The following is a 25,179-nucleotide window of genomic DNA, read 5'->3' as shown; positions in this document are numbered from 1 at the left end:
GATGGTGAGGTAGGCGACGTGGCATCTCGGTGGACACCTGCGCCAAAGTTCCCTACACTAGAGCGGTTGCCGTGGCTGACGCATGCGTTCAGCTCGGTGCGGTAACTTACGCCGTCTGACACAAGTCGGACGGCCCAGCCGAATTGCTGGAGGCCCACGATCGGATTCGTCCGGTGTTGCATGGGAACCACAGCGAGAAAGGTGTCGAGGTCGACCTATGACCATGACTGACCCCATCGCAGACTTCTTGACGCGTCTGCGCAACGCCAACACGGCGTACCACGATGAGGTGAAGCTTCCCCACTCGAAGATCAAGGCGAACATCGCCGAGATCCTCAAGCGTGAGGGCTACATCTCCGATTTCCGTACCGAAGACGCTGAGGTCGGCAAGACCCTCATCGTCGACCTGAAGTACGGACCCAGCCGCGAGCGTAGCCTCGCCGGCGTGCGTCGCGTTTCCAAGCCCGGTCTCCGGGTTTACGCGAAGTCCACCAACCTGCCCAAGGTCCTCGGAGGCCTCGGCGTGGCCATCATCTCCACGTCGTCCGGTCTGCTCACCGATCGCCAGGCGGCCAATCAAGGAGTAGGCGGGGAAGTCCTCGCCTACGTCTGGTAAGGGAGGCCACCACAATGTCGCGTATTGGAAAGATTCCGGTCACCGTCCCCGCGGGCGTTGACGTCACGATCAGCGGCCAGGATGTCACCGTCAAGGGTCCCAAGGGCACCCTCGCGTTGACCATCTCCGAGCCCATCGCAATCGAAAAGGCAGAGGACGGCTCGCTGAGCGTCACCCGCCCCGACGACGAGCGTCGTAGCCGCGCGCTGCACGGTCTGTCGCGGACCCTCGTTGCGAACATCATCACCGGTGTTACCGAGGGTTACACGAAGAAGATGGAGATCCACGGTGTTGGTTACCGTGTGGCACTGAAGGGCAAGGACCTCGAGTTCGCGCTCGGCTTCAGCCACCCGGTGCCGATCGAGGCTCCCGAAGGCATCACCTTCGTCGTCGAGTCGCCCACCCGGTTCTCGGTGTCCGGCATCGACAAGCAGAAGGTCGGGCAGATCTCGGCCAACATCCGTCGTCTCCGTCGTCCGGACCCGTACAAGGGTAAGGGCGTGCGTTACGAGGGTGAGCAGATCCGCCGCAAGGTCGGAAAGACGGGTAAGTGATATGAGCCAGACTGCAAACCAGAAAGCCAAGCGGATTCCGCTGGGCAAGGATGCGTCCACCAAGCGTCGTCTCTCGAAGACGCGTCGTCACTTCCGTCTCCGCAAGAAGGTCTCCGGCACGCCCGAGCGTCCCCGCTTGGTCGTCAACCGGTCCTCGCGCCACATCCACGTCCAGCTCGTGGACGACCTGGCAGGCCACACCCTGGCCTCCGCGTCGACCATCGAAGCCGACGTGCGCGTGGCAGAGGGCGACAAGAAGGCTGCGAGCGCGAAGGTCGGTCAGCTGATCGCCGAGCGCGCCAAGGCTGCCGGCGTGGAAGCAGTTGTCTTCGACCACGGCGGACACGGCTACCACGGTCGCATCGCGGCCCTGGCAGACGCGGCTCGCGAAGGCGGGTTGAAGTTCTGATGACCAACATTTTCAACGGAAGGACAGCCTGATGCCGGGACGTCAAAGGCGTGACGGCGGAAGCGGACCCGCCGGACAGAATGGCCCCAACAGCGGTGACAACAGCAACGCTCGTGGGGACAACCGTGGTGGCGGCCGTGACCGTCGCGACGGTGGCCGTGGCGGAAACGCTGCGGAGAAGTCACAGTTCATCGAGCGCGTTGTCACGATCAACCGCGTTTCCAAGGTCGTCAAGGGTGGTCGTCGGTTCAGCTTCACCGCTCTGGTGATCGTCGGAGACGGCAACGGACTGGTCGGCGTCGGCTACGGAAAGGCCAAGGAAGTTCCCGCGGCCATCCAGAAGGGTGTCGAGGAGGCTCGCAAGAGCTTCTTCCGCGTCCCGATGATCGCCAACACCATCACTCACCCCGTTCAGGGTGAGGCTGCTGCCGGCATCGTCATGCTTCGCCCGGCAAGCCCCGGTACCGGTGTTATCGCCGGTGGCGCTGTGCGCGCCGTGCTGGAGTGCGCTGGAATCGCGGACATCCTGTCGAAGTCGCTCGGTAGCGACAACGCCATCAACGTCGTGCATGCGACCGTTGCTGCGCTCAAGGGTCTGCAGCGTCCCGAGGAAGTTGCGGCTCGCCGCGGCCTCACCCTCGAAGAGGTTGCACCCGCCGGCATGCTTCGCGCTCGCGCACAGGCTGCTGGGAGTGTGAAGTAATGGCAGATCTCAAGGTCACTCAGATCAAGAGCATCATCGGGACCAAGCAGAACCAGAAGGATTCTCTGCGCACGCTCGGTCTCAAGGGCATCCGTCAGACCGTTGTTCGTGAGGACAACGCACAGAACCGCGGTCTGATCAACGTGGTGCGCCACCTCGTAACAGTTGAGGAGGTCTAACCATGACCATCAAACTGCACCACCTGCGCCCCGCTCCCGGATCCAAGTCCAACAAGATTCGTGTTGGACGCGGTGAGGGCGGCAAGCGTGGTAAGACCGCAGGTCGCGGTACCAAGGGCACCAAGGCACGTAACACCGTGCGCGTGGGCTTCGAGGGTGGACAGATGCCGCTTCACATGCGTCTGCCCAAGCTCAAGGGCTTCAAGAACCCCTTCCGCACCGAGTACCAGGTCGTCAATGTCGGCGACATCGCCCGTCTGTTCCCCGAAGGTGGAGCAATCACGGTCGAGGATCTCGTTGCCAAGGGCGCAGTCCGCAAGAACCAGCTCGTCAAGGTTCTGGGCGACGGCGAACTGACTGTTGCCGTTCAGGTGACCGTCGACAAGTTCACCGGTTCCGCCAAGGAAAAGATTGCTGCTGCCGGTGGTTCCGCTACCGAGCTGTGAGTGATCACGCTTAGCTAGTCCGATGGCCGCAGCGCAGCGTTTGCTGCGTTGCGGCCATCGGCGTCTACGAGGTCGTGTCACGGATTGGTCGTGCTTGCTCGGACGGGTCAGTATTCTGGTCACCGAGTGGCAAATGTATCTTCGGCTTACCCGGTTTTCGTGGTCTGCCCGCTTAGTTCCCAAATGCTCACTGTTAGAGTTCAAAAGTTCGACAGGTCAAAACGATCTGTCTCCCTACCGTCGTGCCAGGAGGATCTTTGCTTTCCGCCTTCGTCTCGGCCCTCAGGACCCCAGACCTGAGGCGGAAGATCCTCTTCACCCTCGGCTTGGTGGCTCTGTATCGGGTCGGCGCTCTCATTCCGTCCCCAGGTGTCGACTACGGCCGCGTGCGTCAGTGCATCGATATCGCCAACTCGGGTGACTCAGCAGGTATCTACTCGCTGATCAACCTGTTCTCCGGCGGCGCTCTGCTTCAGATGTCGATCTTTGCGATCGGAATCATGCCGTACATCACGGCAAGCATCATCGTGCAGCTGCTGACCGTGGTGATCCCGAAGTTCGAGGAACTTCGAAAAGAAGGCCAGTCCGGTCAGGCCAAGATGACGCAGTACACGCGTTACCTGTCCATCGCTCTGGCCATCCTGCAGTCGACTGGCATCGTCGCCCTCGCGGCACGTGGACAGTTGCTCCAGGGCTGTGACGACATCATCGCCGACAAGTCGATCTTCGGTCTTGTCATCATCGTGCTGGTCATGACTGCCGGTGCTGCCATGGTCATGTGGTTCGGTGAGGTCATCACCGAACGCGGCGTCGGCAACGGTATGTCGCTCCTCATCTTCGCCGGTATCGCATCGCGTATCCCGAGCGAGGGCAAGTCGATTCTCGACAGCCGCGGTCCACTGGTCTTCGCCTTCGTCTGCCTCGCAGCGCTGTTGATCATCGCCGGTGTCGTCTTCGTCGAGCAGGGTCAGCGCCGCATTCCGGTGCAGTACGCAAAGCGGATGGTCGGACGCAAGATGTACGGCGGATCCTCGACGTACCTGCCACTGAAGGTCAACCAGGCCGGCGTCATCCCGGTGATCTTCGCGTCTTCACTGCTGTACCTCCCGAACTTGATCGCACAGCTGACTTCGGCCAGCACAGCGGTCGACCCCAGCTGGTGGCAGCGCCTGATCAACACCTACCTGGTGAACCCGGCCAACCCGGTGTACATCGCGATCTACTTCGGCCTGATCGTCTTCTTCACGTACTTCTACGTCGCCATCACCTTCAATCCCGAAGAGCGCGCCGACGAGATGAAGAAGTTCGGTGGCTTCATCCCCGGTATCCGGCCCGGTCAACCGACCGCGGATTACCTCAACTACGTGCTGAGTCGCATCACCCTTCCGGGTGCGATTTACCTTGGCACCATTGCTGTTCTGCCCAACCTGTTCCTCGATATCGGGAACGGTGGCGGCGCGCAGAACCTGCCGTTCGGTGGCACCGCGGTGCTGATCATGGTCAGCGTCGGTCTGGACACCGTGAAGCAGATCGAGAGTCAGCTAATGCAGCGTAACTATGAAGGGTTCCTCAAGTGAGACTTGTCCTCCTTGGTCCTCCCGGTGCCGGCAAGGGCACCCAGGCCGCTATCTTGTCCGAGAAGTTCGGCGTTCCCCACATTTCGACGGGTGATCTCTTCCGCGCGAACATCGGTCAGGCCACCGCTCTCGGTGTAGAAGCAAAGAAGTACATCGATGCCGGTGAACTGGTACCGAGTTCGATCACCAACGACATGGTGAAGGCTCGCGTCGCAGAACCGGACGCAGCAAACGGATTCCTTCTCGACGGATTCCCGCGCTCGGTCGAACAGGCTCAGGCACTCGAGGGAATCTTGAAGGACCTCGACACCAAGCTCGACGGTGTCCTCTCCTTCGTCGTCGACGAGGACATCGTGGTCGAGCGCATGCTCGCCCGCGGTCGTGCAGACGACACCGAGGACGTCATCCGCAACCGCCTCCGGGTCTACCGCGACGAGACGTCACCGCTGTTCGACTACTACAAGGACAGCATCGTCTCCGTCGACGCGATCGGCGAGGTCGAAGAGGTCAACGCACGCGCACTGGCAGCGTTGGGTAAGTAATGGTCTTCGGGCGTAAGCGCAAGGTTGTTCCGTTCCGCTCCGCGGGCGAACTCGACGCGATGGCTGCTGCCGGCGCGATCGTGGGTTCGGCGTTGGTGGCGGTGCGCGCTGCGGCGAAGCCCGGTGTCAGCACTTTGGAACTGAACGCGGTCGCAGAATCCGTCATTCGTGACGCCGGCGCCGTGCCCTCGTTCCTCGGGTACCACGGCTTCACCGGTTCGATCTGCTCCTCGGTCAACGATCGCGTCGTTCACGGGATCCCTTCGGCTCAGGACATCCTGGCCGAAGGTGACCTCGTTTCGATCGACTGCGGTGCGATCCTCGACGGTTGGCACGGTGACTCTGCTTGGACGTTCGGTGTCGGCGAGATCAGCGTCGCCGATCAGGAACTGAGCGAGGCAACTCGGCTTTCGATGGAAGCCGGGATCGCGGCGATGATCGCAGGCAACCGTCTGACGGACGTTTCGCACGCGATCGAGGTCGGCACCAAGGCCGCCGAGAAGTTGCACGGTCGTTCCTACGGCATCGTCGACGGATACGGCGGACACGGAATCGGTCGCGAAATGCACATGGATCCGTTCCTCGCCAATGAAGGTGCCCCGGGTAAGGGTCCTGAATTGGTTGTCGGATCGTGCCTGGCGATCGAGCCGATGCTCACGCTCGGCACCACCGACACGGTGATTCTCGACGACGACTGGACTGTCGTGACCACCGACGGTTCCCGCGCAGCGCACTGGGAACACACCGTCGCTGTGACCGAAGACGGGCCGCGGATTCTTACCCTTCGGCCGGAGTAGTCGGCGCAGTCGCTGACAAGTGTTGGCAGCGAGCATGTTTCACGTTCGAAAAAGTCCCAGCCTCATGTCGAGGCTGGGACTTTTTCGATGGGGGAGCGGTGTGTGTCGTCACCCTGACCGGAGGCGCATTTGGCCTGGTCGTTTACATCGCGTAACATGGCTAGGCGGTGCGCTATGCGCGTCGATAGTTCGTGTGCCTACGCCCGGATCGCTCCGGGATCGGGCTTGCGAACTGCCGACGATCTTTCCATTGCGTGCCAATGTAACGGAAGCCGATGCACGAAGCATGCCAAACCAAACGGATCGCGGAGGATATGGCTAAGAAAGACGGGGCCATCGAGGTCGAAGGACGAGTAGTCGAGCCGCTGCCCAATGCGATGTTCCGCATTGAGCTCGAGAATGGCCACAAGGTCCTCGCCCACATCAGCGGAAAGATGCGTCAGCACTACATTCGCATCCTCCCGGAAGATCGCGTTGTCGTAGAGCTCTCGCCCTACGATTTGTCGCGCGGACGCATCGTTTACCGCTACAAGTAACGAACTTCCCGGACCTGACCTGGGTCAGGGAGAAGTATGTCTGCTGCGGTTCATCGCGGCAGGCTGCGACAAAACAGGAGATCAGAAGACGTGAAGGTTCAGCCGAGCGTCAAGAAGATCTGCGAGAAGTGCAAAGTGATTCGCCGTAACGGTCGAGTCATGGTGATCTGCGAGAACCTGCGTCACAAGCAGCGTCAGGGCTAGATCTAGCTTTTCGAAGATCTGCTTGGCAACAAGCAAAGAAGACCTCCCAGTACCAGCCATTGTTGACGAGACCCCACGCGATCGTTCACCGATCGCCAAGGTCGGACAATGGTTCACCCCCGGCACGGAGGCCGGGGCCCCACTGAGTTAGTTGATGAGATCATCTGCGCCTTCGGGCGTCGGTACTCGGCAAGAGGCACAGGGGAAGGGCTGGGAGCAGACCTCCGCACACCGATAAGGAAATGCCACCATGGCACGTCTCTCTGGTGTTGATCTTCCTCGCGAAAAGCGCATGGAGATCGCACTGACATACATCTACGGCATCGGCCGTACCCGCTCCAAGGAAATCCTTGACGCCACCGGCGTCAGCCCGGATCTCCGGAGCAAGGACCTCTCGGACGAGGACCTGGCAAAGCTCCGCGAGTACATCGAGGAGTCGCTCAAAGTCGAGGGTGACCTTCGCCGCGAGGTTCAGGCCGACATCCGTCGCAAGATCGAGATCGGCTGCTACCAGGGCCTGCGCCACCGTCGTGGTCTGCCCGTGCGTGGTCAGCGCACCAAGACCAACGCCCGTACCCGTAAGGGTCCGAAGCGCACCATTGCCGGCAAGAAGAAGGCGAAGTAATGCCCCCGAAGTCACGTAGCACCGGTCCGAAGAAGACCCAGAAGACGCGTCGCAGGGATAAGAAGAACATCCCGCACGGCGCCGCTCACATCAAGAGCACCTTCAACAACACCATCGTGTCCATCACGGACCCCGCCGGAAATGTCATTTCCTGGGCGTCTTCGGGACACGTCGGCTTCAAGGGTTCGCGTAAGTCGACTCCCTTCGCCGCTCAGCTTGCTGCTGAGAGCGCTGCCCGCAAGGCGCAGGAGCACGGTGTCAAGAAGGTTGACGTCTTCGTCAAGGGACCGGGATCCGGTCGCGAGACCGCAATCCGTTCCCTCCAGGCTGCTGGCCTCGAGGTCGGCACCATTTCCGATGTAACCCCCCAGCCGCACAACGGCTGCCGTCCGCCCAAGCGGCGTCGGGTATAGCGGGAAGGATAGGTAGAAGAAAATGGCACGTTATACCGGACCCATCACCCGCAAGTCGCGTCGTCTGCGCGTCGACCTCGTTGGAGGCGACCAGGCATTCGAGCGTCGCCCGTACCCGCCCGGACAGCACGGCCGCGCGCGTATCAAGGAGAGCGAGTACCTGCTCCAGCTGCAGGAGAAGCAGAAGGCTCGCTTCACCTACGGCGTCATGGAGAAGCAGTTCCGCCTGTACTACAAGGAGGCGAACAACCGCCCCGGCAAGACCGGTGAGAACCTGCTTCGCATCCTCGAGTCGCGTCTCGACAACGTCGTGTACCGCGCAGGCCTCGCTCGCACGCGCCGTCAGGCACGTCAGCTGGTCACGCACGGTCACCTTCTCGTGAACAACAAGAAGGTCGACATCCCGAGCTACCGCGTCTCGCAGTACGACATCATCGATGTCAAGGAGAAGTCGCTCTCCACGCTTCCGTTCCAGGTTGCGCGTGAGACCGTCGGCGATCGCCCGGTTCCCGGGTGGCTGCAGGTTGTCGGCTCGCGTCTGCGGATCCTGGTTCACCAGCTTCCCGAGCGCGCGCAGATCGACATCGCTCTGCAGGAACAGCTCATCGTCGAGTACTACTCGAAGTAAGGTGCTCCGCACCCTGTGAGTGGTTGAGGAGTCTCCGGACTCCTCAACCACTCACGGGGCCGCAGGCCCTTTCCCATCGTGGGCGTCAAATAGTGGACGTCCGTACAGGAGGAAATACCAATGCTCATTTCTCAGCGACCCACGCTGACCGAAGAGGTCATCGCTGATAACCGCTCGAAGTTCGTCATCGAGCCCCTGGAGCCAGGTTTCGGGTACACGCTCGGCAATTCGCTGCGCCGCACGCTGCTCTCGTCGATCCCCGGCGCTGCTGTCACCAGCATCCGTATCGACGGCGTTCTCCACGAGTTCACCACCGTCCCGGGCGTGAAGGAAGATGTCACCGACATCATCCTGAACCTCAAGGGCCTCGTCGTGAACTCCGAAGAGGACGAGCCGGTCACCATGTACGTCCGCAAGCAGGGCCCCGGCGCTGTTACCGCAGGCGACATCGTGCCCCCGGCAGGCGTCACCGTGAACAACCCTGATCTGCACATCGCCACCCTGAACGACAAGGGAAAGCTGGAGATCGAGCTCGTTGTCGAGCGCGGTCGCGGCTATGTCCCCGCCGTCCAGAACAAGGCGTCCGGCGCAGAGATCGGCCGTATCCCGGTCGACTCGATCTACTCGCCGGTGCTCAAGGTCACCTACAAGGTGGAGGCCACTCGCGTCGAACAGCGCACCGACTTCGATCGGCTCGTTCTCGACGTGGAAACGAAGAACTCCATCACCGCACGGGACGCGCTCGCTTCTGCGGGCAAGACCCTGGTTGAGCTCTTCGGCCTGGCCCGTGAGCTGAACGTCGAAGCAGAAGGAATCGAGATCGGACCCTCGCCCGCCGAGGCCGATCACATCGCTTCCTTCGGACTCCCCATCGAGGATCTGGACCTCACGGTCCGCTCCTACAACTGCCTCAAGCGCGAAGGTGTTCACACCGTCGGTGAGCTTGTCGGCCGTACCGAGTCCGATCTGCTCGACATCCGCAACTTCGGACAGAAGTCCATCGACGAGGTCAAGGTCAAGCTGCATTCGCTCGGCCTGTCCCTCAAGGACAGCCCCGCATCCTTCGATCCCACCACCGTTGCCGGCTACGACGCCGCCACCGGAACGTGGAGTGACACTGATGCCGGTTCCTTCGGCGATGCCGAGGGTACCGAGGACTACGCCGAGACCGAACAGCTGTAGCAGCTCAGGTCCTTTACTAGGAGATCATCATGCCCAAGCCCAAGAAGGGTGCCCGCTTCGGCGGGTCGGCTTCCCACCAGAAGGCGATTTTCGCCAATCTGGCTACCGCGCTCTTCGAGCACGGTCGCATCACCACCACCGAGTCCAAGGCCAAGGCACTGCGCCCCTACGCCGAGAAGCTCGTCACGCACGCAAAGGCCGGCACGCTGGCTCACCGTCGTGAGGTGCTGAAGGTCATCCGTAACAAGGATGTCGTTCACACCCTGTTCGCCGAGATCGGCCCGTTCTACGCGGACCGTAACGGTGGATACACCCGCATCATCAAGACGATCCCCCGCAAGGGTGATAACGCTCCGATGGCAATCATCGAGCTCGTCAAGGAAAAGACGGTCACCTCCGAGGCTGATCGCGCTCGTCGCGTCAAGTCCTCGCAGGAAGCTCCCGCCGCAGAGAACGTCGTCGAGGCCGTAGAGGCCGACGCGACCGAGGCTGAGGTCGAGAACGCTGACGCAGTCGTCGAGGCCATCGAGGACGAGACCGCAACTGCGGCCGACGCTCCCGAGGCCGAAGAGGCCAAGAAGGACTAGTCTCCCTTGGTTTCGGCACACGCTGAATCGAACGAGCCCGCCGCCCCCACCGGGGACGGCGGGCTCGTTCGATTGCGGCTCGACATCTCCTATGACGGCACCGATTTCTCGGGTTGGGCCCGTCAGACCGACCTGCGCACTGTGTGCGGCGAGATCGAAGACAAGTTGGGAACGGTGCTACGGCAACCGGTTCAGCTCACTGTTGCCGGTCGAACGGACGCTGGTGTCCACGCAACCGGGCAGGTAGCGCACGTCGACGTCCCGGGCGAGTTGCTCCCGGACGACCCTTCGCGACTTGTGCGCAGGCTCGCACGATTCTTGCCCAAGGACGTTCGGGTCAAACAGATCTCGGTGGTTCCCGGTGAGTTCGACGCGCGATTTTCGGCGATGCGACGCTATTACGAGTACCGGGTGACCAACGCGGCATTCGGCGTGGAGCCCCTGCGCGCACGCGATACCGTGTCGTACCCCAAACCACTCGATCTCGGCGCGATGCAGGAAGCGTCGAATCGGCTTCTCGGCCTTCACAACTTCGCGGCATTCTGCAAGCGTCGAGAAGGTGCCACGACGGTGCGAGAGCTGCAACGATTCGACTGGGCACAAGAGGGCACGGTATTCACGGCTTACGTGAATGCGGACGCATTCTGCTGGTCGATGGTTCGCAGTCTCGTCGGCGCAGTCCTCTCTGTCGGTGAGGGACGGCGCACCGCCGACTGGCTGGCAGGTTTGCTCGACGAAACTTCGCGGTCCAGTTCCATCCTCGTTGCGCCGGCGCACGGACTTTCGTTGGTCCGCGTGGACTACCCCGACTACTCCGAACTGGCTGCCCGCAACGCGATTACCCGTGAGACCCGCGAGATTCCGTCTTCGGGTGGATGCTGCGGCGACTGATCGACTGCATACAAAATGCCCTCCCACTCTGGTGTGGGAGGGCATTCGTATCGGGCGGCTATCCCGCCAGTTGGCGAGCGATGACCAGTCGCTGAATCTGGTTGGTGCCCTCGAAGATCTGCGTGATCTTGGCCTCGCGCATGTAGCGCTCGACGGGGAAGTCCTGGGTGTATCCGTACCCACCGAATACCTGAACGGCGTCGGTGGTGACCTTCATTGCCGCGTCGGTGGCAACAAGCTTTGCGACGCTGGCATTGCGCGAATACGGCACTCCGGCGTCGCGGCGGCGGGCAGCATCGAGGTAGGTGGCACGAGCGGAGTCAACTGCGGCAGCCATATCGGCGAGCACGAATCCGAGTCCCTGGTGATCGATGATCCGTTTGCCGAATGCCTTGCGCTCCTTCGCGTAGGCGACCGCGTCGTCGAGCGCGCCCTGGGCGATTCCGACGGCAACAGCAGCGATTCCGAGTCGACCGGAGTCGAGCGCGCTGAAGGCGATCGGGAGCCCCTGTCCGCGCTGACCGATCAATCGCTCGTCAGGAATGAAGGCGTGGTCGTAGTTCGCGGAGGCAGTGGGGACCGCGCGTAGCCCCATCTTCTCTTCTGGTTTACCGAAGCTGAGGCCCTCGGTGTCCTTGTCCACCAGGAGGCAGGAGACCCCGCGTGAGCCGTCGTCGCTGGTGCGGGCGAAGAGGTTGTAGAAGTCCGCCTTGCCGCCGTTGGTGATCCAGGCTTTCGAGCCGTTGACGCGGTAACCGCCTTCGGTGGGCGTCGCCTTGCACGACAACGCGGCGGCGTCGGATCCGGCCTGCGCTTCGGAGAGGCTGTATGCGCCGATGGTGTTGCCACCCAGCATGTCCGGAAGCCAACGGTTCTTCTGTTCGTCGGTGCCGAAGGTGAACAGCGGGAAGCATGACAGGCTGTGCACGCTTACCGCCACCGCGACCGCGGCCCAGCGAGAGGCGATCTCTTCGAGGACTTGGAGGTACACCTCGTACGGCTGATCGCCGCCACCGAACTCCTCGGGATACGGAAGGCTCAGTAGGCCTGCTTGTCCGAGTGCAGGGAACACCCCGTCGGGATACTTCTCGGCCTTCTCGTATTCGTTGACCTTGGGCGCGAGTACCTTGTCCGCGACATCACGCGTCAGTTCGATGAGATCGCGAGCTTCTTGGCTGGGCATCAGGCGTTCGACGGGCACGGGTCGGCTCCTAGCTAGGTAGTAGTACTGAGAACGATACTGCAGTACTGTCTTGCGTATGGCAAGGCTGGTTCGCAAGACGACTGCGCGCAGGGCGGAACTGTTCGATCAATTGGTCGAGCTGTTCCTGAGCGAGGGTTTCGCCCACCTCACGCTCGACGAGATCGCAGCTCGTCTGCACTGCTCCAAGAGCACGTTGTACACCGTGGCGGCCGGCAAGGAGGACCTCGTGCGGGCGGTGACGGTTCACTTCTTCCGTGCGGCGACCGATGCGGTGGAGAGTGCCGTCGCTGCAGAGGCGACGCCCACTCGTCGAGTGGCGGTCTATCTCGAAGCAGTCGGTGATCAATTGTCCCCGGCGTCCCGTCAATTCATGGAAGACCTGTCTGAATCGGCGTCGGCGAGCCAGGTTTACGAGAAGAACACCTCGATCGCCGCGGATCGCGTGCGAGCACTGATCGTGGAGGGGGTGGGTTCGGGCGCATTCCGGCAGGTACACGCGTCATTTGTTGCCGATGCGGCCGCGGCGACGATGGTTCGGATCCAGCAACGCGCGGTCTATCGGGCAACGGGATTGGACGATGCCAGCGCGTATCGGGAATTGGCCGCACTCATCACGGACGGGATCACTGCGTGAGAGGTCGCTAGCATCGATGTTCATGGCACCCTTGAACGTCGAAGTCATCGTAGGTTCGGTCCGCGAAGGGCGAATAGGACGAGCAGTGGCGGATTGGTTTGTCGAGCGCGCAACCACGAACCCGTCGTGGAAGGTGTCGGTGATCGACCTCAGAGAGCTGTCGTTGCCCCAGGATTTCTCGGATTCACCTGCCACGGAAGTTTTCCGCAAGCGAATCGGGCGCGCCGACGCTGTTGTTGCCGTGACCTCCGAATACAACCACGGATATCCGGCTGCCCTCAAGACCGCATTCGATTCCGTGAAGCACGAGTGGCGGGCCAAGCCGATCGGCTTCGTGTCCTACGGCGGGATTTCAGGTGGTGTTCGGGCCGTCGAACAGCTGAGGCAAGTGGTGGCGGAGTTGCACATGGTCTCGGTGCGTCAAAGCGTGACCATTCACCGGGTTCGTAAGCAATTCGGACACGAGCCGTACGGCATCGATCCGATTGCGATCGATGCGACCGAGAAGATGATTCGTGAATTGCATTGGTGGGGGAGCGGATTGCGTACGCAGCGTGCGAGTGACCCATACCCCGGCTGATCGAGAACCTACGCGATCACGCCATCTGGTGAGCGTCGCCGGCTCGTGGACGACCGATGAACGAGGTCTCGGAAGCAATGGTCACCAGGGTCAGTTCGACGCGAGTGCGGCCGGTTTCGACCGTGATCTTGTCGCCGAGTGCGAATGGCTGGACTATCGAAATTTCAGGGTCGATCCGAGGCCATTGGCGCGGATGTCCGTACACGTAGATCGCGGTCACGCCGGCACGCGGAGGCAGCCCCTCGACTCCGTCGAACACGACAGTGTTGAAGGCGCCTTCAGGCCCACCGCCCTGACCGGACACGCGGAGTCGGTCGGGCACTGCCATGGAGTCGGTGAGCGCGGTCCAGGCTTCCGGTCGATCGGTGTGGATGAGTACTCGTGCGCCGGTCGCGATGGCTCTGAAGATCAATTGCTGAGCTAGATAGAGTTCGCCGGCGACAAAGACTGTGTTGACGCCGGGCCCCGAAATTCTTGCTGTGACACCGTTCCCGTTTCGGTCGGAGCCGATGAGCTGGCCGCACCCGGCAAGAGGAAGAGCGAGTGAGTCGAGTGTGTCCGCGTCCATGCGGATGTGCGGCGTGATCGGGTCCAGCGCCGTCAGTGCGGTCGGCAGGTTGGTCAACAGTCCGTCGCGTTGGCGCCCCCGTAACGAGAGCAAACCGGGCAACGGTGCGTTCTCAGGTGGATTGCGCGTGGTGAAACGGCATGTCGCGCTGACCTTTGCCTCTCCGCGTTCGCCGTTGGGGCGCAACCGAATTGTCACGGATGTCCCGACCGTTGCCACTGCCCATATTCGAGTCAGGGTCGAGGTGGTGATGAAGCGGGGTTCAATCCCGTATCCCACGTTGGACACGCCGGGCAACGGGGTACTTCGCCACGTTTCGGTGACCTCGTCGCTGTCCACTCCTCTTGTCACCTGGGCAGTGGACGAGGCAATTTCCGGTGCAGTCAGGATCCGCGCCTTGCATCCCGCTGTATCGAGAACCCGGATGACACGATTGGCGGCAACAGCGATCGCGCGGCCCGCGCCCTGTTCGCCCCCGCCGCGGCGCTCGACTGCTGCAGAACCCTCGAGAGCGTCGAAACGTAGTGCAAGCCACACACTTCTGGTGGCGGTGGCTGGTAGCGGTCCGATGAGTCGTTCGTAGACTTCGGTGGCCGGGGTTCCGGATGCGGCGCGATATCCGTGACTGACAATGTCGATGCCGGTGAGCGAGATGTCGTGCTGATGAAGACAATCCACGAGCGCAGCCGTGGGCAGAAGGTGGGACGCGTCGAACGAATGACGCCCGATCCTGGTCAGGTAGTCGCGCGGTGGAGCGATCTCGACGACAGCGACGAGTGAAGATCCGTCCACTCGCAGCCCGATCGCCTGCTCGGAGGGGGTGTGAAAACTGACGATCGTTCCGCCGTCCACGTTCTTGTGGTGAAGGTAGCGAAAGTACCTGGCAATCCAGGACATTACCGACCAACCGCCCACATGGAGCAGCATTGATCCGGCAACCACGCAACCAATTGCCAGCGCCCAGAGCCAATCCAGCCCACTGACCATCGCGATTCCGCCCGCACCGATTCCGAGAATCTGTGCCGACACGAATTCGCGCGCCGAAATCCTGTGCGACGACGGCCAATGCTTCAACCGCGATCGGTCCACGGTTCCTCCCCGATACCTGACCTGCCTACTACCCGAAATTTCCGCCCCAGCGAAACTGTACTGTGTCTTCGCAAGGGGATGTAAGGCACGGGGGGAATGATGGCTGCAACACCTACCACGCGCTGGCAGGTCAACGGATACCGTTTCTTGGTCAGGCGGATGGAACATGCGCTGGTAAGACGAGACGTACGGATGCTTCATGATCCGATGCGATCTCAGTCGCGCGCCTTCACCGTCGGAATAGTCCTCGCCGCACTGGGATTGGCGGGATGCGCAGTACTCGCCCTCTTTCGGCCACAGGACAAGATCGGTGATGCCGACATTGTGGTCGCAAAAGAATCGGGCGCAATGTTCGTCGCCATGGAGGGTACTTTTCGTCCTGTGCTGAACTTGGCCTCCGCTCGACTGATTCTGGGTTCGCCAGGAAAACCGGCAATGGTCAAGGCATCCGAGGTCGAGGCGAAACCCCGGGGTGCGCTCGTCGGCATTCCCGGCGCACCGTCCGCGCTGCCGGAATCGGCCGACCCGACCAACGCCTTGTGGACAGTATGCGATTCCGTCGGATCCGACGGGAGAAGATCGTTGACGACTTCGGTCCTGGTCGGCTCGTCCAATGTCGGTGATAACACGACATATCTGACGAATGACAGTGGATTTCTGGTGAAGTCGGGTTCCGATCACTTTCTCGTGTACGACGGGAAGCGAGCGGCAATCGATGTGGATAATCCGGCGATCATGCGGGCTTTGGGACTGGAAGGGGCACAGGCGCGTCCGATCAGTACCGGATTCCTCAATTCGATTCCCGAAGTCCCGCGCGTCGAGGCCCCGCGAATTCCCGAACTGGGATCAGCGCCCCGGTTTCCTCTGCAGAACAAGACTGTCGGCTCCGTCGTCCAGGTTTCGGTGGGTGCGGACCCGCAGTACTACGTGGTACTCGAGAACGGTATCCAGAAGGTCGGCGCGGCAGTTGCCCAACTGATCTACTTCTCGGATTCGCAGGGCGCTACCGGGATCACCAGCGTCACCCCAGATGCCATCAGTCGTATCCCCTCGGTGAGTGAGCTGGCCGTCGACTCGTTGCCGCTGGTGGCTCCAGCGATCGTCGACGATCACGACGCACCTGTCGGCTGTCTGGAATGGGCTCCCTCACCTGCCGTCGAGGGCAGCGAAAGTAGTTCTGCAACTCTGAAATTCATCGCTGGATTGCAGGTTCCGATCCCGGAGGGTGGCAAGTTGGTGTCCTTGGCGCAGGCGGACGGATCGGGTGACAATCTAGACAGCGTCCATGTCGAACAGGGCTTCGGCGGGTTTGTTCAAGCGACCGGAATCGAGACGAACAGCACCAGGCACGACGGAGTATTCTACGTAGCCGATACCGGTGTGAAATACGGGGTACCGGACGAAACTTCCGCTCGTGCCCTCGGATTGACGCGAACGCCTGATCGCGCGCCTTGGCAGATGCTCGATCTACTCGCATCAGGTCCTGCGCTCGAGAAGAGTAATGCACTGATAGCCCACGACGGAGTCGCCCCCGATTCAGCGCCGGCCGCTCCGGTGAACTGATCGCGTCCGACAGTTCAGAGATCGACGTCCCGTCGTTCGGGAAGTCGCCGACGAATTACTCGACGTATGGGCATCGACGCCAACAGTGCCAGTAAGGCGAGAGTGCCGACGGTTCCGGCTCCGACGAGTGCCGCGTCGCGAGATCGGTTGTCGGGGGCCGGTGGCGTGGGTAGGGGATCGATCGGTACCGACTGATGGTTGACCCTGACGCGTTCTCCTGGGACCAATTCGCCCGTGACCGCGGCGAGCGGATCGATGACGCCGTGACCGATGTAGGGGTTCCAGCCCTGCGCCGGAGCGTGGGCGGTGGCTTCGATACGTTGCATGACCTGAAGTGCAGTCAGTTCCGGGTGAACCGACCTGACCAATGCAGCGGTTGCCGCGACATAGGGCGCAGCGAAACTGGTCCCGTTGAACGACTGTACGGCGCCGTCGGAACCGTAGACTCCGTTGGTCAGACCCGGCGACGTCGGGTGAAGTGAGGTGATTCCGGTGCCGGGCGCCGCCACATCGACCCACGGACCGCCGAGGCTGAAGGAGCTGGCGGCGCCATTGGGGTCAACCGACCCCACCGTGAGGACATAGTCGTCGTACCAAGCCGGACTGGCAATCGTCACAACCGAGTTCCATGGATCGGCTAGGGGATTGAGGGGATCCGGTGGTGGATTCTGGTTCTTGCAACCTCCGGATCCGACGTTACCTGCAGCAGCGACGACTACGACATTCTTCGCGATCGTGGCGTATTCGATTGCAGCGCCGAGTCGTTGGTCGTTGATCCCGTCCCCGGCAGGCTTACAGGCGACTTCGGAGATGTTGATGACGCTTGCACCCATGTCCGCAGCGTGACGGACGGCCGATGCCATGGTGTCGACGTTTCCGTACCCGGATGAGTTCTCGGCTACGGCCGGGTCTTCGCGTTGGCCGGCCACTGAGAAGGCTGCACTGGACTGCCTGATCGAGATGATTTGTGCGTCCGGCGCAGCTCCGGAGAATCCGGAACCCTCGACCTGCTCGGCGGCAATGAGACCGGCCACGACTGTTCCGTGGGAGTCACAATCGTCGGTGCCGTCGGAGGTCCCGACGTAGTCACCGCCGCCTTCGAGCGACGGTAGCCGAGGATGCCTGCTGACGCCGGTGTCGATGACAGCAATTCGCTGTCCTGTCCCTCGGGTGATCGGCCACACCGAATCGAATCCCAGATCTTGTTGAGAACGTGGAATGTCCGCACCGTCACCACCTGCCACGGCTGGCACGCACAGGGTTCGTTGTTCGGTGGGTTGTGGAGGTGCAGGCGGACCGTCCTCCGGCAGCATTGCAGGATCGACGGGGGAAGGAACCGCGCTCGATGCGCCACCCGCCCCGGCGAGAACGCTGAAGGCAACGATCACGAGACTGGCGCAGATGTTTGTTGCACGTCGAATCACCATCGATCACCGATCGCTCAGAGGCCACGCATGAGCGCGAAGAGTCCGCTGACCCAGCAGATCAACGGAACGATTGCTGCAATCGCAGCGAGGTCCAACAGTTCTGCTGCTCGTCGCATCACGGGGCTGAATGTGTTCTGGGGGGCGAGGATTCCCAGAATCAGTGCCAGGAGGAGAACGATCATCGTGATGGCGAAGATGACCACGGCATAGTCGCGATGCGCCCATGCCATGTCGCCCAGGAGAACGAGAATCACCGAGATCCCGGCCGTGATGAGTGGGATCGCCTGCTGCGCGCCCGCGTAGGTGCGCCCACGAAACATCAACACGACGGAAGTCGCGAAAGCGAGAGCAAGGTTCGGCCAGACGATCCCCTGACCAGGCCAGGACCACGCGAGTGCGACGGCAGCGGTGAGCGCGACCGCTGACGTGGCCACGATCAGCCCGGTCAGATAGCTACGGGCCCGCCCTGCCCTTTCGGCCAACTCGGTCAGCCCGGGTAGTTCGGGCTCGGGCAGTCCGTCACGGTCGTCGTCGAGGGGATTACTCGGTGTCGGAACCGCGGGGAGCGGTAGTCGCGCGAACAACATCGACAGTCGAGCGGTGAACGTCAGAACGATCAATGCGATGGCAATCACCGCGCCGCTGACGGTCGCGGTGCGCGCCTCGGGAAGCGTCGTCGTGACGGCAAAGGTGCCCACCGCCGCGAGAAGGACGACGAGAAGTGCGGTGAAAACAGCTAATCCGGCACCGCACAGACGGAGGCAGATCAGAGTTACCGCGGCTGCAAATGCAGAACCGAGAAGCAGGTGAGCCGAAAGAACAGTGCCGGGTACGCAGAGTGCGCCGGAGACGAACGCCAGCGGCACCGACGCGCATCCGAGCGTGACGGAACTGGCCGTGTCTCCATACACGCGCGCTGTCACGACCGCGGCGACGGTGAACACCAAGGACGTGACTCCGCCGCAGACGGCGCCGATCAGTCCCGTATCGCCGAGGACCAGGGTGAGGGCCGCGATGAGCGCAGCGACGAGGGCGGCGGTCGAGCCGACAATGCGCGCGGTGATCGGAGTCCAGCGTCGGTAGATGTCAGCGTCCGTGGCTGCGACGGTGTACATGATGTCGTCGAAGAGTGGGGGTGGGGCAGCCGTGTCCGCAGCATCGAGTACGAGCAATTCCCCATCGCGGATTCCGTGCTCGTGCAACTACAGCGTCGGTGACAGCGGTGCCCTGCCGACTTTGGACAGAGTCCAGTCGACGGGCTCGAATTGCTCGGTGCTGTGGTCGAACTCGTTGAAATTGCTGTGATTGACAATTGTGTCCACAATGCCCGGAATGACCACCGCGAGTGGAACACGAAGCGGCACCGCAAGATCCACCTGCGAATGCGCTGAAAGTACCGTCAACCTGCACAGCTCGGCAGAATGATTCGCGCGTCGTCCGTTTCCGGTGTTCGCAGCGCTGGTTGTAGTGGTGCTGGTCAAGATCTATCCCCTCCTATGACGCGATTCCCCCTTCGCGTCACCCCAGTTCACCCGAACAATACGACATGAAGTGCGCGCCCGTGTCAGGAGAGCTCCGACAACAGGTGGTACCGACCCGAGTGTCGGTGTTGTGATCTACTCTTTTGCAATTGCGCGATCACGCCTTGGGGGGCGGGCCGGTGGTAGTCGGACGAGGCGCATGGCGGCATCAGCCGCAGCACCGATGGGGTGGGTGAATTGAGTACTGTCAGATTTGCGCGTCGAGCGCGCCGCGAATCGCCGCGCACACCGGGCGGCGAGGTGACGCTGCAGGCCCCACCGGAGATTCCTCGTGTCACGCCGGGAAACCTACTGACCAAACTGCTTCCGGTGATCATGGTGGTTGCCATGATCGGCATGGTGGCGCTGATGTTTTCTTCCGGCATGGCGCGCAATCCGATGTCCCTGCTGTTTCCGGTCATGATGATGGTGTCGATGCTCGGGATGCTTGCCGGGGGCGGTCGTAGCGGTGGAGCAAGAGCTTCCGAAGCGAACGAGGACCGCAAGGACTACCTGCGGTACCTGGATCAGATGCGCAGTGACGTCGCTGCGACGTCCGGTGCCCAGCGTGCTGCGCTTCAATGGAGCAATCCCGAGCCGTCGCTGCTCTGGACACTCGCCGGAACTGTGCGGATGTGGGAGCGTCAGATCACCGACTCGGACTACTGTCACGTTCGTGTCGGTCTGGGTACACAGCGATTGGCCACCAGACTCGTATCTCCGGAGACCGGTCCGGTCGAGGATCTCGAACCCGTCGCTGCTGTCTCCCTTCGGCGTTTCGTCCGTGCGCATTCGGTTGTACAGGACCTGCCGACCGCCGTCTCACTTCGCGGATTTGCTGCGATGTCCATCGAGGGGCAGCGAGATTCAGCTCGTGCGCTTGTCCGCTCGATGTTGATGCAGCTGTGCACTTTCCACGGTCCGGACACGGTCCAAGTTGCGGTGGTGTGCGGACCCGATACCGAATCCGAGTGGGAGTGGGTCAAGTGGCTCCCACACGTGCAACACCCGGAGTCTCAGGACGGCGCGGGCGCTTCACGCATGGTGTTCGGTTCGTATCTCGAGTTCGAAAGTTCTCTCGGGGAACCGCTTTCGATGCGGGCTCGATTCGCTCGCAACACTCCGGCGAGTGCGGGTGTTCCGCATCTCGTGTTGGTCGTCGACGGTGGGTTGCTCGAAGGTGACACCGGCCTGTTGTCCGAATCCGGGCTCGACTCGGTGACCGTCCTCGACCTGTGCGGGTTCTGCCCGAGACTGGCGGCGGCGCGCGGTTTGCGACTGGTCGTCGGTAGCGATCAGATCGGCGCGGTGAGCAGCGCAGGAGTCGAGAACTTTGCGACGCCCGACGCGGCGTCGACCAGCCTGGCGCAGTCGTTCGGACGTCGCATTGCACCGTTCCGTGCGGCATCACAGAACGCCGTCGACGCAGCTGACGACGACCGGTCCGTTCGGACCTGGAGTCAGATGTTGGGGATCGGAAACGTTGCGAGGTTCAATCCTGAGCATGGCTGGCTGCCACGTCAGGGGCGCGATCGACTCCGCGTGCCGATCGGAGTCGGACAAGACGGAAACCCCGTCGAACTGGATCTGAAGGAGTCGGCCGAGAACGGCATGGGCCCGCACGGGCTGTGTATCGGAGCCACCGGTTCCGGTAAGTCGGAGTTCCTGCGAACATTGGTGCTCGGCCTGATCGCGACGCACTCACCCAACGCACTGAACCTCGTCCTGATCGACTTCAAAGGTGGTGCAACCTTTCTCGGCCTCGAAGAGGCGCCGCACGTTGCTGCGATCATCACCAACCTCGCCGAGGAATTGGCGATGGTCGATCGTATGAAGGACGCCCTCGCCGGCGAAATGAACCGTCGACAAGAATTGCTGCGTGCGGCCGGAAACTTCGCAAACGTCTCCGACTACGAGAAGGCGAGGCTGGCGGGCGCTGCACTCGATCCGTTGCCTGCACTCTTCGTGGTTGTCGACGAGTTTTCCGAACTGCTCAGTCAACAGCCGGAATTTGCCGAATTGTTCGTGGCGATAGGGCGATTGGGTAGGTCACTTCACATTCACCTGCTGTTGGCCAGTCAGCGACTCGACGAAGGAAAGCTACGCGGTCTCGACAGCCATCTTTCATATCGGATCGGTTTGAAAACGTTCTCGGCGAACGAGTCTCGTTCCGTCCTCGGCGTTCCCGATGCTTATCACCTGCCGGGCACACCCGGTGCGGGATACCTGAAGTCCGATGCGGCGGAGATCGTTCGCTTCCAAGGTGCCTACGTGTCAGGCCCGTACGAGGGCGAGCGGATAGTGCCCACTCGATTCTCGGTCGATTCTCCCGTCGAACTTGCGTCGCTGCCCTTTACCGCGACGCCGGTGGTCGGCCCGGAGGCCGTTGTCGTTCCCGTCGAGCCCGACGTCATCGACATGGGTGAAATCGGTGACGATGCACGTACTCTCATGGGAGTCCTCGTCGACCGCATGCGCGGTCACGGTCCACGTGCGCATGAGGTGTGGCTCCCACCGCTCGAGTCATCCCCGACGCTCGACCAGTTGTTGCCGCGGTGGGCGGCCGGTGATCAACCTCGCGGAAATCTGAGCGCACCCTTCGGCATAGTCGACAGGCCATTCGATCAGCGCCGCGATCTACTCGTCGCCGATCTCAACGGATCGACTGGCAACCTCGCGATCGTCGGTGGCCCGCAGTCGGGAAAGTCGACGGCGTTGCGCACGTTGATCTTGTCTCTGAGCATGACGCACACGCCGGAGCAGATTCAGTTCTACTGTCTCGACTTCGGTGGTGGAACGCTCCTCGGATTGAAAGATCTGCCGCACGTCGGATCGGTGGCAAACCGCTTGGATTCCGACCGCGTCCGGCGCACAGTTGCCGAGGTACTCGGTGTGGTCGCCAAACGCGAGCGACTGTTTCGTGACCTCGGCATCGAATCAATGGCCGATTTCCGTAGATTGCGAAGAGCTGATCCCACCGGAGAAGGAGCGGCTGCGGGACTCCGAGAGGACCCGTACGGTGACGTCTTCCTCGTCGTCGACGGTTGGCCCAGCGTGCGTTCGGATTTCGAATCACTCGAGCCTCAGATAAACATGCTCGCCGGTCAAGGTTTGTCCTTCGGTGTGCACGTGATCGTCACGACGTCGAGGTGGGCCGAGATTCGGCCGGCGCTCAAGGACCAACTGGGTACACGTATCGAACTTCGATTGGGTGATCCGGGCGATTCGGATGCGGGTCGCCAGAAAGCGAGCTTGGTGCCGGAACGTCGACCGGGTCGTGGCATCACTCGCGACGGACTTCACCTTCTCACCGGACTACCTCGAATCGACGGTACGCCAGGTAGTGAGAACTCTAGTGCGGCTGTGGCGGCGACCGTCGAACGTATTGCAGCCATGTCGAATTCGCGTCCGGCACCGACCGTGCGGATGCTTCCGGATTCGTACTCGCGGGCGGAACTTCTCGAAACTGTCGGGACTCGGTGGCCCTCACCGAGTGCGGCCGACGGTCGGTGCCTCACCGTACCGATCGGGCTCGGTGAGTCCGACCTCGCCCCGGTGTACATGGACTTCCGGGAACACCCGCACTTCTTGATATTCGGCGACACCGCGTGTGGGAAGACATCTCTCTTGCGCGGAATAGCCGAAGGGATCATCGCGTCGAATACGCCGGCTCAGGCCAAGCTGATCATCGGTGACTATCGGCATTCCCTGCTAGGGGTGGTCGAAGGGAATCACCTCGGCGGGTACTCGGCGTCGTCGACGACATTCGGTGAGTTGATGGTCGACCTGGCTCGGATCGTGGCCGCCAGAATGCCGAATGCGGAGACGACACAGCAGCAATTACGGGAACGGTCGTGGTGGAGTGGGCCGGAGATTTACGTACTGATCGACGACTACGACCTTGTGGCCACATCGAGTGGTAACCCGGTGGCGCCGTTGCTCGAATACATCCCACATTCCAAGGACATCGGTTTGCATCTGGTGATCGCCCGCCGTTCCGGTGGCGCAGCCAGAGCTCTGTACGAACCGGTGATTGCGAGAATTCGCGACATGGCACCGGCTGGATTGATCATGAGCGGAAGTCGTGACGAGGGAAATCTCGTCGGCACTGTCCGCGCGTCGGCAATGCCGGAAGGTCGTGGGGTTTACGTTTCTCGCTCGCAAACCCAACTTGTCCAAATTCCGTGGATGCCACCGCTGTGACCGTTCCGTCCGCGGTGTCGGTCTCGGTACATTGGGGTGCATCCAACATCTGGGTCGTATCGGGTCAACGCGAATTCTGTTGCAGTGCAGACCTCAGACGCGAACCGGCGTCGGGGCCTGGTACGACCGTTGTCAATGCAATCGATTTTGTCGACGACGATTATGTCGACGTGGACGGTCGGATTGTCCCGACCGTATTGGAGTTCGCCAGGCTGATCTCCAGCGCGATGGACGGGTGCGGAATCGTCGACGCAGACATTCTTTATCTCAGTCATCCCTCGGATTGGGGCGTCCCGCGCAGGCGCCGATTGCTGGATGCCGCACGGCGAGTGGCGCACGACGTCGTCCTCGTGCCGACCGCGATCGCGGCGGCGAGGTCGGCGCATACGGCCTGGCGATCGCGGTGTGTCGTCCTCGAACTGCGCGCCGGAATGGTGGTCGCTTCCGTAGTCGGTGAGGTTGACGGTGAACTACGAATCGACGGGGCACAAAGTTCGGAGATCGCAGACCTTGCGGGGTTGTTTTCCGCGATCGGTGACTTGTCGGTTCGGGACGCTGTGGTGTTGGTCGGGCCGCGCTCCCATGCGGTTGCGGCTTCGCTCGAACGTGGGTCGACGAATGTTCACGGTCACGCGAGCATCCGAATTCTGGACGAGAGCCGCGTGGCTTCGTCTCTGGTGGATCCTCGAGCGCTCGTTCGCCAGACAACCGTGCGGGACAGTTCCGGCCGAATCGTCGACAATTCGGCTTTTGGTGCCGGGTGGGTAGGCGCTCCGGACATTGCGATGCCGGTTCCTCGCGCGGACTCGAATGCCCCGCTGCCGCGTCGTGTCGATGGGCACTTCGGAGGCCGTCGACGGTTCGCTGTGGCGCTTGTAGTGGGCGCCGTCGCCGCTGCGGTCGCGGCAACGATCGTGGTGTCCACTCGCGATCGAGGCGATTCTCCGTCGGCGGAGTCGGTCGCAGCTACGGCGGAAGACAATGTTGAGAACGTACAAGCGTCGAAAGAGCAGGGAAAGCCTGTCCCGAAGAATTCGCTGCCGTCGATCGAAGCCGGTGCCACGCCGGAACTCGTGCGTGTGGACCTGGGAAGCGTTGCAGCAGAACTGCCTTCCGATTGGAAACTTGTGCCGCGAGGGGCCTCGAGCGGGCGTACCGATTTGTTGCCCGGCTCCGGCGCGGATCGCAAGATCGTGGTCGTCGAGAAACGCCTGGCCGAAGGTGCGGGATTCGATTCCGTCGAAGCTGCTTTGCGTCAGCAGTTTTCGACGTTCGAGGACCCTTTGCGGTTCGGAGAGTTTTCCGTGCTCGACGATGGTGCAGGAAAACAGGCAGTGGTGTACGTCGAGTTTCCGGACGATTTCTCCGAGGTGCGTTGGCACGTGTACGTCGACAACGGATGGCAAGTGAGTATCGGCTGCCAGTATCTTCTCGGCGAGTGGGACAGTCTCGAAGCGGACTGCCTGCGGACGTGGCAGTCACTCGAATTCACGCCGTGACCT

At 61.9% G+C, this 25,179-nt stretch carries 27 protein-coding genes; 22 read left to right on the top strand and 5 right to left on the bottom strand.

Going from position 1 to position 25,179, the window contains the following annotated elements:
- Positions 1–217: 217 nt before the first annotated feature.
- From rpsH to truA, 17 genes are all read left to right on the top strand, one after another.
- Entirely contained in the window at positions 218–616 is a 399-nt protein-coding gene (gene rpsH / locus ACFT1A_RS16205; protein ID WP_003940873.1) for a 30S ribosomal protein S8, read from the top strand.
- A gap of 14 nt (positions 617–630) precedes the next feature.
- Positions 631–1,170: a 50S ribosomal protein L6 gene (rplF, locus tag ACFT1A_RS16200; RefSeq protein ID WP_003940970.1), complete on the top strand. Its 540-nt coding sequence runs from the start codon at positions 631–633 to the stop codon at positions 1,168–1,170.
- Position 1,171: 1 nt separating this feature from the next.
- Positions 1,172–1,579: a 50S ribosomal protein L18 gene (gene rplR / locus ACFT1A_RS16195; protein ID WP_003940996.1), complete on the top strand. Its 408-nt coding sequence runs from the start codon at positions 1,172–1,174 to the stop codon at positions 1,577–1,579.
- A 31-nt stretch (positions 1,580–1,610) separates the two neighbouring features.
- The gene (gene rpsE / locus ACFT1A_RS16190; protein WP_003940718.1) at positions 1,611–2,282 is read left to right on the top strand and encodes a 30S ribosomal protein S5; all 672 of its coding nucleotides are present in this window, start codon (positions 1,611–1,613) and stop codon (positions 2,280–2,282) included.
- Entirely contained in the window at positions 2,282–2,461 is a 180-nt protein-coding gene (gene rpmD / locus ACFT1A_RS16185; RefSeq protein WP_003940751.1) for a 50S ribosomal protein L30, read from the top strand. Before rpsE ends, rpmD begins: the two co-directional genes overlap by 1 nt.
- A 2-nt stretch (positions 2,462–2,463) precedes the next feature.
- Complete coding sequence (gene rplO, locus ACFT1A_RS16180; protein WP_138869531.1) at positions 2,464–2,907, top strand: 50S ribosomal protein L15; 444 nt, start codon at positions 2,464–2,466, stop codon at positions 2,905–2,907.
- Positions 2,908–3,164: 257 nt separating this feature from the next.
- Positions 3,165–4,484 carry a preprotein translocase subunit SecY gene (secY, locus tag ACFT1A_RS16175; protein ID WP_230812251.1) on the top strand — a complete coding sequence of 440 codons (1,320 nt, stop codon included), beginning with the start codon at positions 3,165–3,167 and terminating at the stop codon, positions 4,482–4,484.
- Positions 4,481–5,026, top strand: a complete 546-nt coding sequence (locus ACFT1A_RS16170; RefSeq protein ID WP_003940868.1) for an adenylate kinase — start codon at positions 4,481–4,483, stop codon at positions 5,024–5,026. Before secY ends, ACFT1A_RS16170 begins: the two co-directional genes overlap by 4 nt.
- Positions 5,026–5,823: a type I methionyl aminopeptidase gene (map, locus tag ACFT1A_RS16165; protein ID WP_378447820.1), complete on the top strand. Its 798-nt coding sequence runs from the start codon at positions 5,026–5,028 to the stop codon at positions 5,821–5,823. The genes ACFT1A_RS16170 and map overlap by 1 nt, the downstream gene beginning before the upstream one ends.
- 314 nt (positions 5,824–6,137) lie before the next feature.
- Positions 6,138–6,359 carry a translation initiation factor IF-1 gene (gene infA, locus ACFT1A_RS16160; protein WP_003418601.1) on the top strand — a complete coding sequence of 74 codons (222 nt, stop codon included), beginning with the start codon at positions 6,138–6,140 and terminating at the stop codon, positions 6,357–6,359.
- A 90-nt stretch (positions 6,360–6,449) separates the two neighbouring features.
- Positions 6,450–6,563, top strand: coding sequence for a 50S ribosomal protein L36 (rpmJ, locus tag ACFT1A_RS16155; protein WP_003938068.1), 114 nt, complete (start codon positions 6,450–6,452; stop codon positions 6,561–6,563).
- Positions 6,564–6,813: 250 nt separating this feature from the next.
- Entirely contained in the window at positions 6,814–7,188 is a 375-nt protein-coding gene (gene rpsM, locus ACFT1A_RS16150) for a 30S ribosomal protein S13 (RefSeq protein WP_003940834.1), read from the top strand.
- On the top strand, positions 7,188–7,601 hold the full coding sequence (gene rpsK / locus ACFT1A_RS16145) for a 30S ribosomal protein S11 (RefSeq protein WP_003940683.1): 414 nt from the start codon (positions 7,188–7,190) through the stop codon (positions 7,599–7,601). Before rpsM ends, rpsK begins: the two co-directional genes overlap by 1 nt.
- 22 nt (positions 7,602–7,623) lie before the next feature.
- The gene (rpsD, locus tag ACFT1A_RS16140; RefSeq protein WP_003940769.1) at positions 7,624–8,229 is read left to right on the top strand and encodes a 30S ribosomal protein S4; all 606 of its coding nucleotides are present in this window, start codon (positions 7,624–7,626) and stop codon (positions 8,227–8,229) included.
- A gap of 120 nt (positions 8,230–8,349) precedes the next feature.
- Complete coding sequence (locus ACFT1A_RS16135; protein WP_003941016.1) at positions 8,350–9,411, top strand: DNA-directed RNA polymerase subunit alpha; 1,062 nt, start codon at positions 8,350–8,352, stop codon at positions 9,409–9,411.
- 29 nt (positions 9,412–9,440) lie between these two features.
- Positions 9,441–9,998, top strand: coding sequence for a 50S ribosomal protein L17 (rplQ, locus tag ACFT1A_RS16130; protein ID WP_020906897.1), 558 nt, complete (start codon positions 9,441–9,443; stop codon positions 9,996–9,998).
- Between the two features lie 6 nt (positions 9,999–10,004).
- On the top strand, positions 10,005–10,889 hold the full coding sequence (gene truA, locus ACFT1A_RS16125; RefSeq protein ID WP_378447819.1) for a tRNA pseudouridine(38-40) synthase TruA: 885 nt from the start codon (positions 10,005–10,007) through the stop codon (positions 10,887–10,889).
- 58 nt (positions 10,890–10,947) lie between these two features.
- Here truA and ACFT1A_RS16120 read toward each other — a convergent pair whose 3' ends face one another.
- Positions 10,948–12,090 (bottom strand): acyl-CoA dehydrogenase family protein, encoded by a 1,143-nt coding sequence (locus ACFT1A_RS16120; RefSeq protein ID WP_378447818.1) that lies wholly within the window; start codon positions 12,088–12,090, stop codon positions 10,948–10,950.
- Between the two features lie 58 nt (positions 12,091–12,148).
- On the opposite strand from ACFT1A_RS16120, the gene ACFT1A_RS16115 reads away from it, so the two are divergent.
- On the top strand, positions 12,149–12,727 hold the full coding sequence (locus tag ACFT1A_RS16115) for a TetR/AcrR family transcriptional regulator (RefSeq protein ID WP_378447817.1): 579 nt from the start codon (positions 12,149–12,151) through the stop codon (positions 12,725–12,727).
- A gap of 22 nt (positions 12,728–12,749) precedes the next feature.
- Complete coding sequence (locus ACFT1A_RS16110) at positions 12,750–13,307, top strand: NADPH-dependent FMN reductase (RefSeq protein ID WP_378447816.1); 558 nt, start codon at positions 12,750–12,752, stop codon at positions 13,305–13,307.
- A gap of 16 nt (positions 13,308–13,323) precedes the next feature.
- On the opposite strand, the gene eccE is transcribed toward ACFT1A_RS16110, so the two are convergent.
- The gene (eccE, locus tag ACFT1A_RS16105) at positions 13,324–14,964 is read right to left on the bottom strand and encodes a type VII secretion protein EccE (protein WP_378447815.1); all 1,641 of its coding nucleotides are present in this window, start codon (positions 14,962–14,964) and stop codon (positions 13,324–13,326) included.
- Between the two features lie 96 nt (positions 14,965–15,060).
- On the opposite strand from eccE, the gene eccB reads away from it, so the two are divergent.
- Positions 15,061–16,527, top strand: coding sequence for a type VII secretion protein EccB (gene eccB, locus ACFT1A_RS16100; protein ID WP_378447814.1), 1,467 nt, complete (start codon positions 15,061–15,063; stop codon positions 16,525–16,527).
- A 14-nt stretch (positions 16,528–16,541) separates the two neighbouring features.
- Here the strand turns inward: eccB and mycP are convergent, their stop codons facing one another.
- The 3 genes from mycP to ACFT1A_RS16085 are packed head-to-tail and all read right to left on the bottom strand — an operon-like array spanning position 16,542 to position 19,435.
- Complete coding sequence (mycP, locus tag ACFT1A_RS16095) at positions 16,542–17,954, bottom strand: type VII secretion-associated serine protease mycosin (protein ID WP_378447813.1); 1,413 nt, start codon at positions 17,952–17,954, stop codon at positions 16,542–16,544.
- A gap of 14 nt (positions 17,955–17,968) precedes the next feature.
- Positions 17,969–19,156, bottom strand: coding sequence for a type VII secretion integral membrane protein EccD (gene eccD / locus ACFT1A_RS16090; protein ID WP_378447812.1), 1,188 nt, complete (start codon positions 19,154–19,156; stop codon positions 17,969–17,971).
- On the bottom strand, positions 19,157–19,435 hold the full coding sequence (locus ACFT1A_RS16085; protein ID WP_378447811.1) for an EsaB/YukD family protein: 279 nt from the start codon (positions 19,433–19,435) through the stop codon (positions 19,157–19,159). It lies immediately after the preceding gene.
- A 237-nt stretch (positions 19,436–19,672) separates the two neighbouring features.
- On the opposite strand from ACFT1A_RS16085, the gene eccCa reads away from it, so the two are divergent.
- The gene (gene eccCa, locus ACFT1A_RS16080; RefSeq protein WP_378447810.1) at positions 19,673–23,677 is read left to right on the top strand and encodes a type VII secretion protein EccCa; all 4,005 of its coding nucleotides are present in this window, start codon (positions 19,673–19,675) and stop codon (positions 23,675–23,677) included.
- Positions 23,674–25,176, top strand: a complete 1,503-nt coding sequence (locus ACFT1A_RS16075) for a type VII secretion-associated protein (protein WP_378447809.1) — start codon at positions 23,674–23,676, stop codon at positions 25,174–25,176. The genes eccCa and ACFT1A_RS16075 overlap by 4 nt, the downstream gene beginning before the upstream one ends.
- Positions 25,177–25,179: the final 3 nt, after the last annotated feature.

This window comes from Rhodococcus sp. NPDC057135 (assembly GCF_042670865.1).
Lineage (GTDB): Bacteria > Actinomycetota > Actinomycetes > Mycobacteriales > Mycobacteriaceae > Rhodococcus_F.
This window is presented reverse-complemented; position numbering and strand designations above follow the sequence as displayed.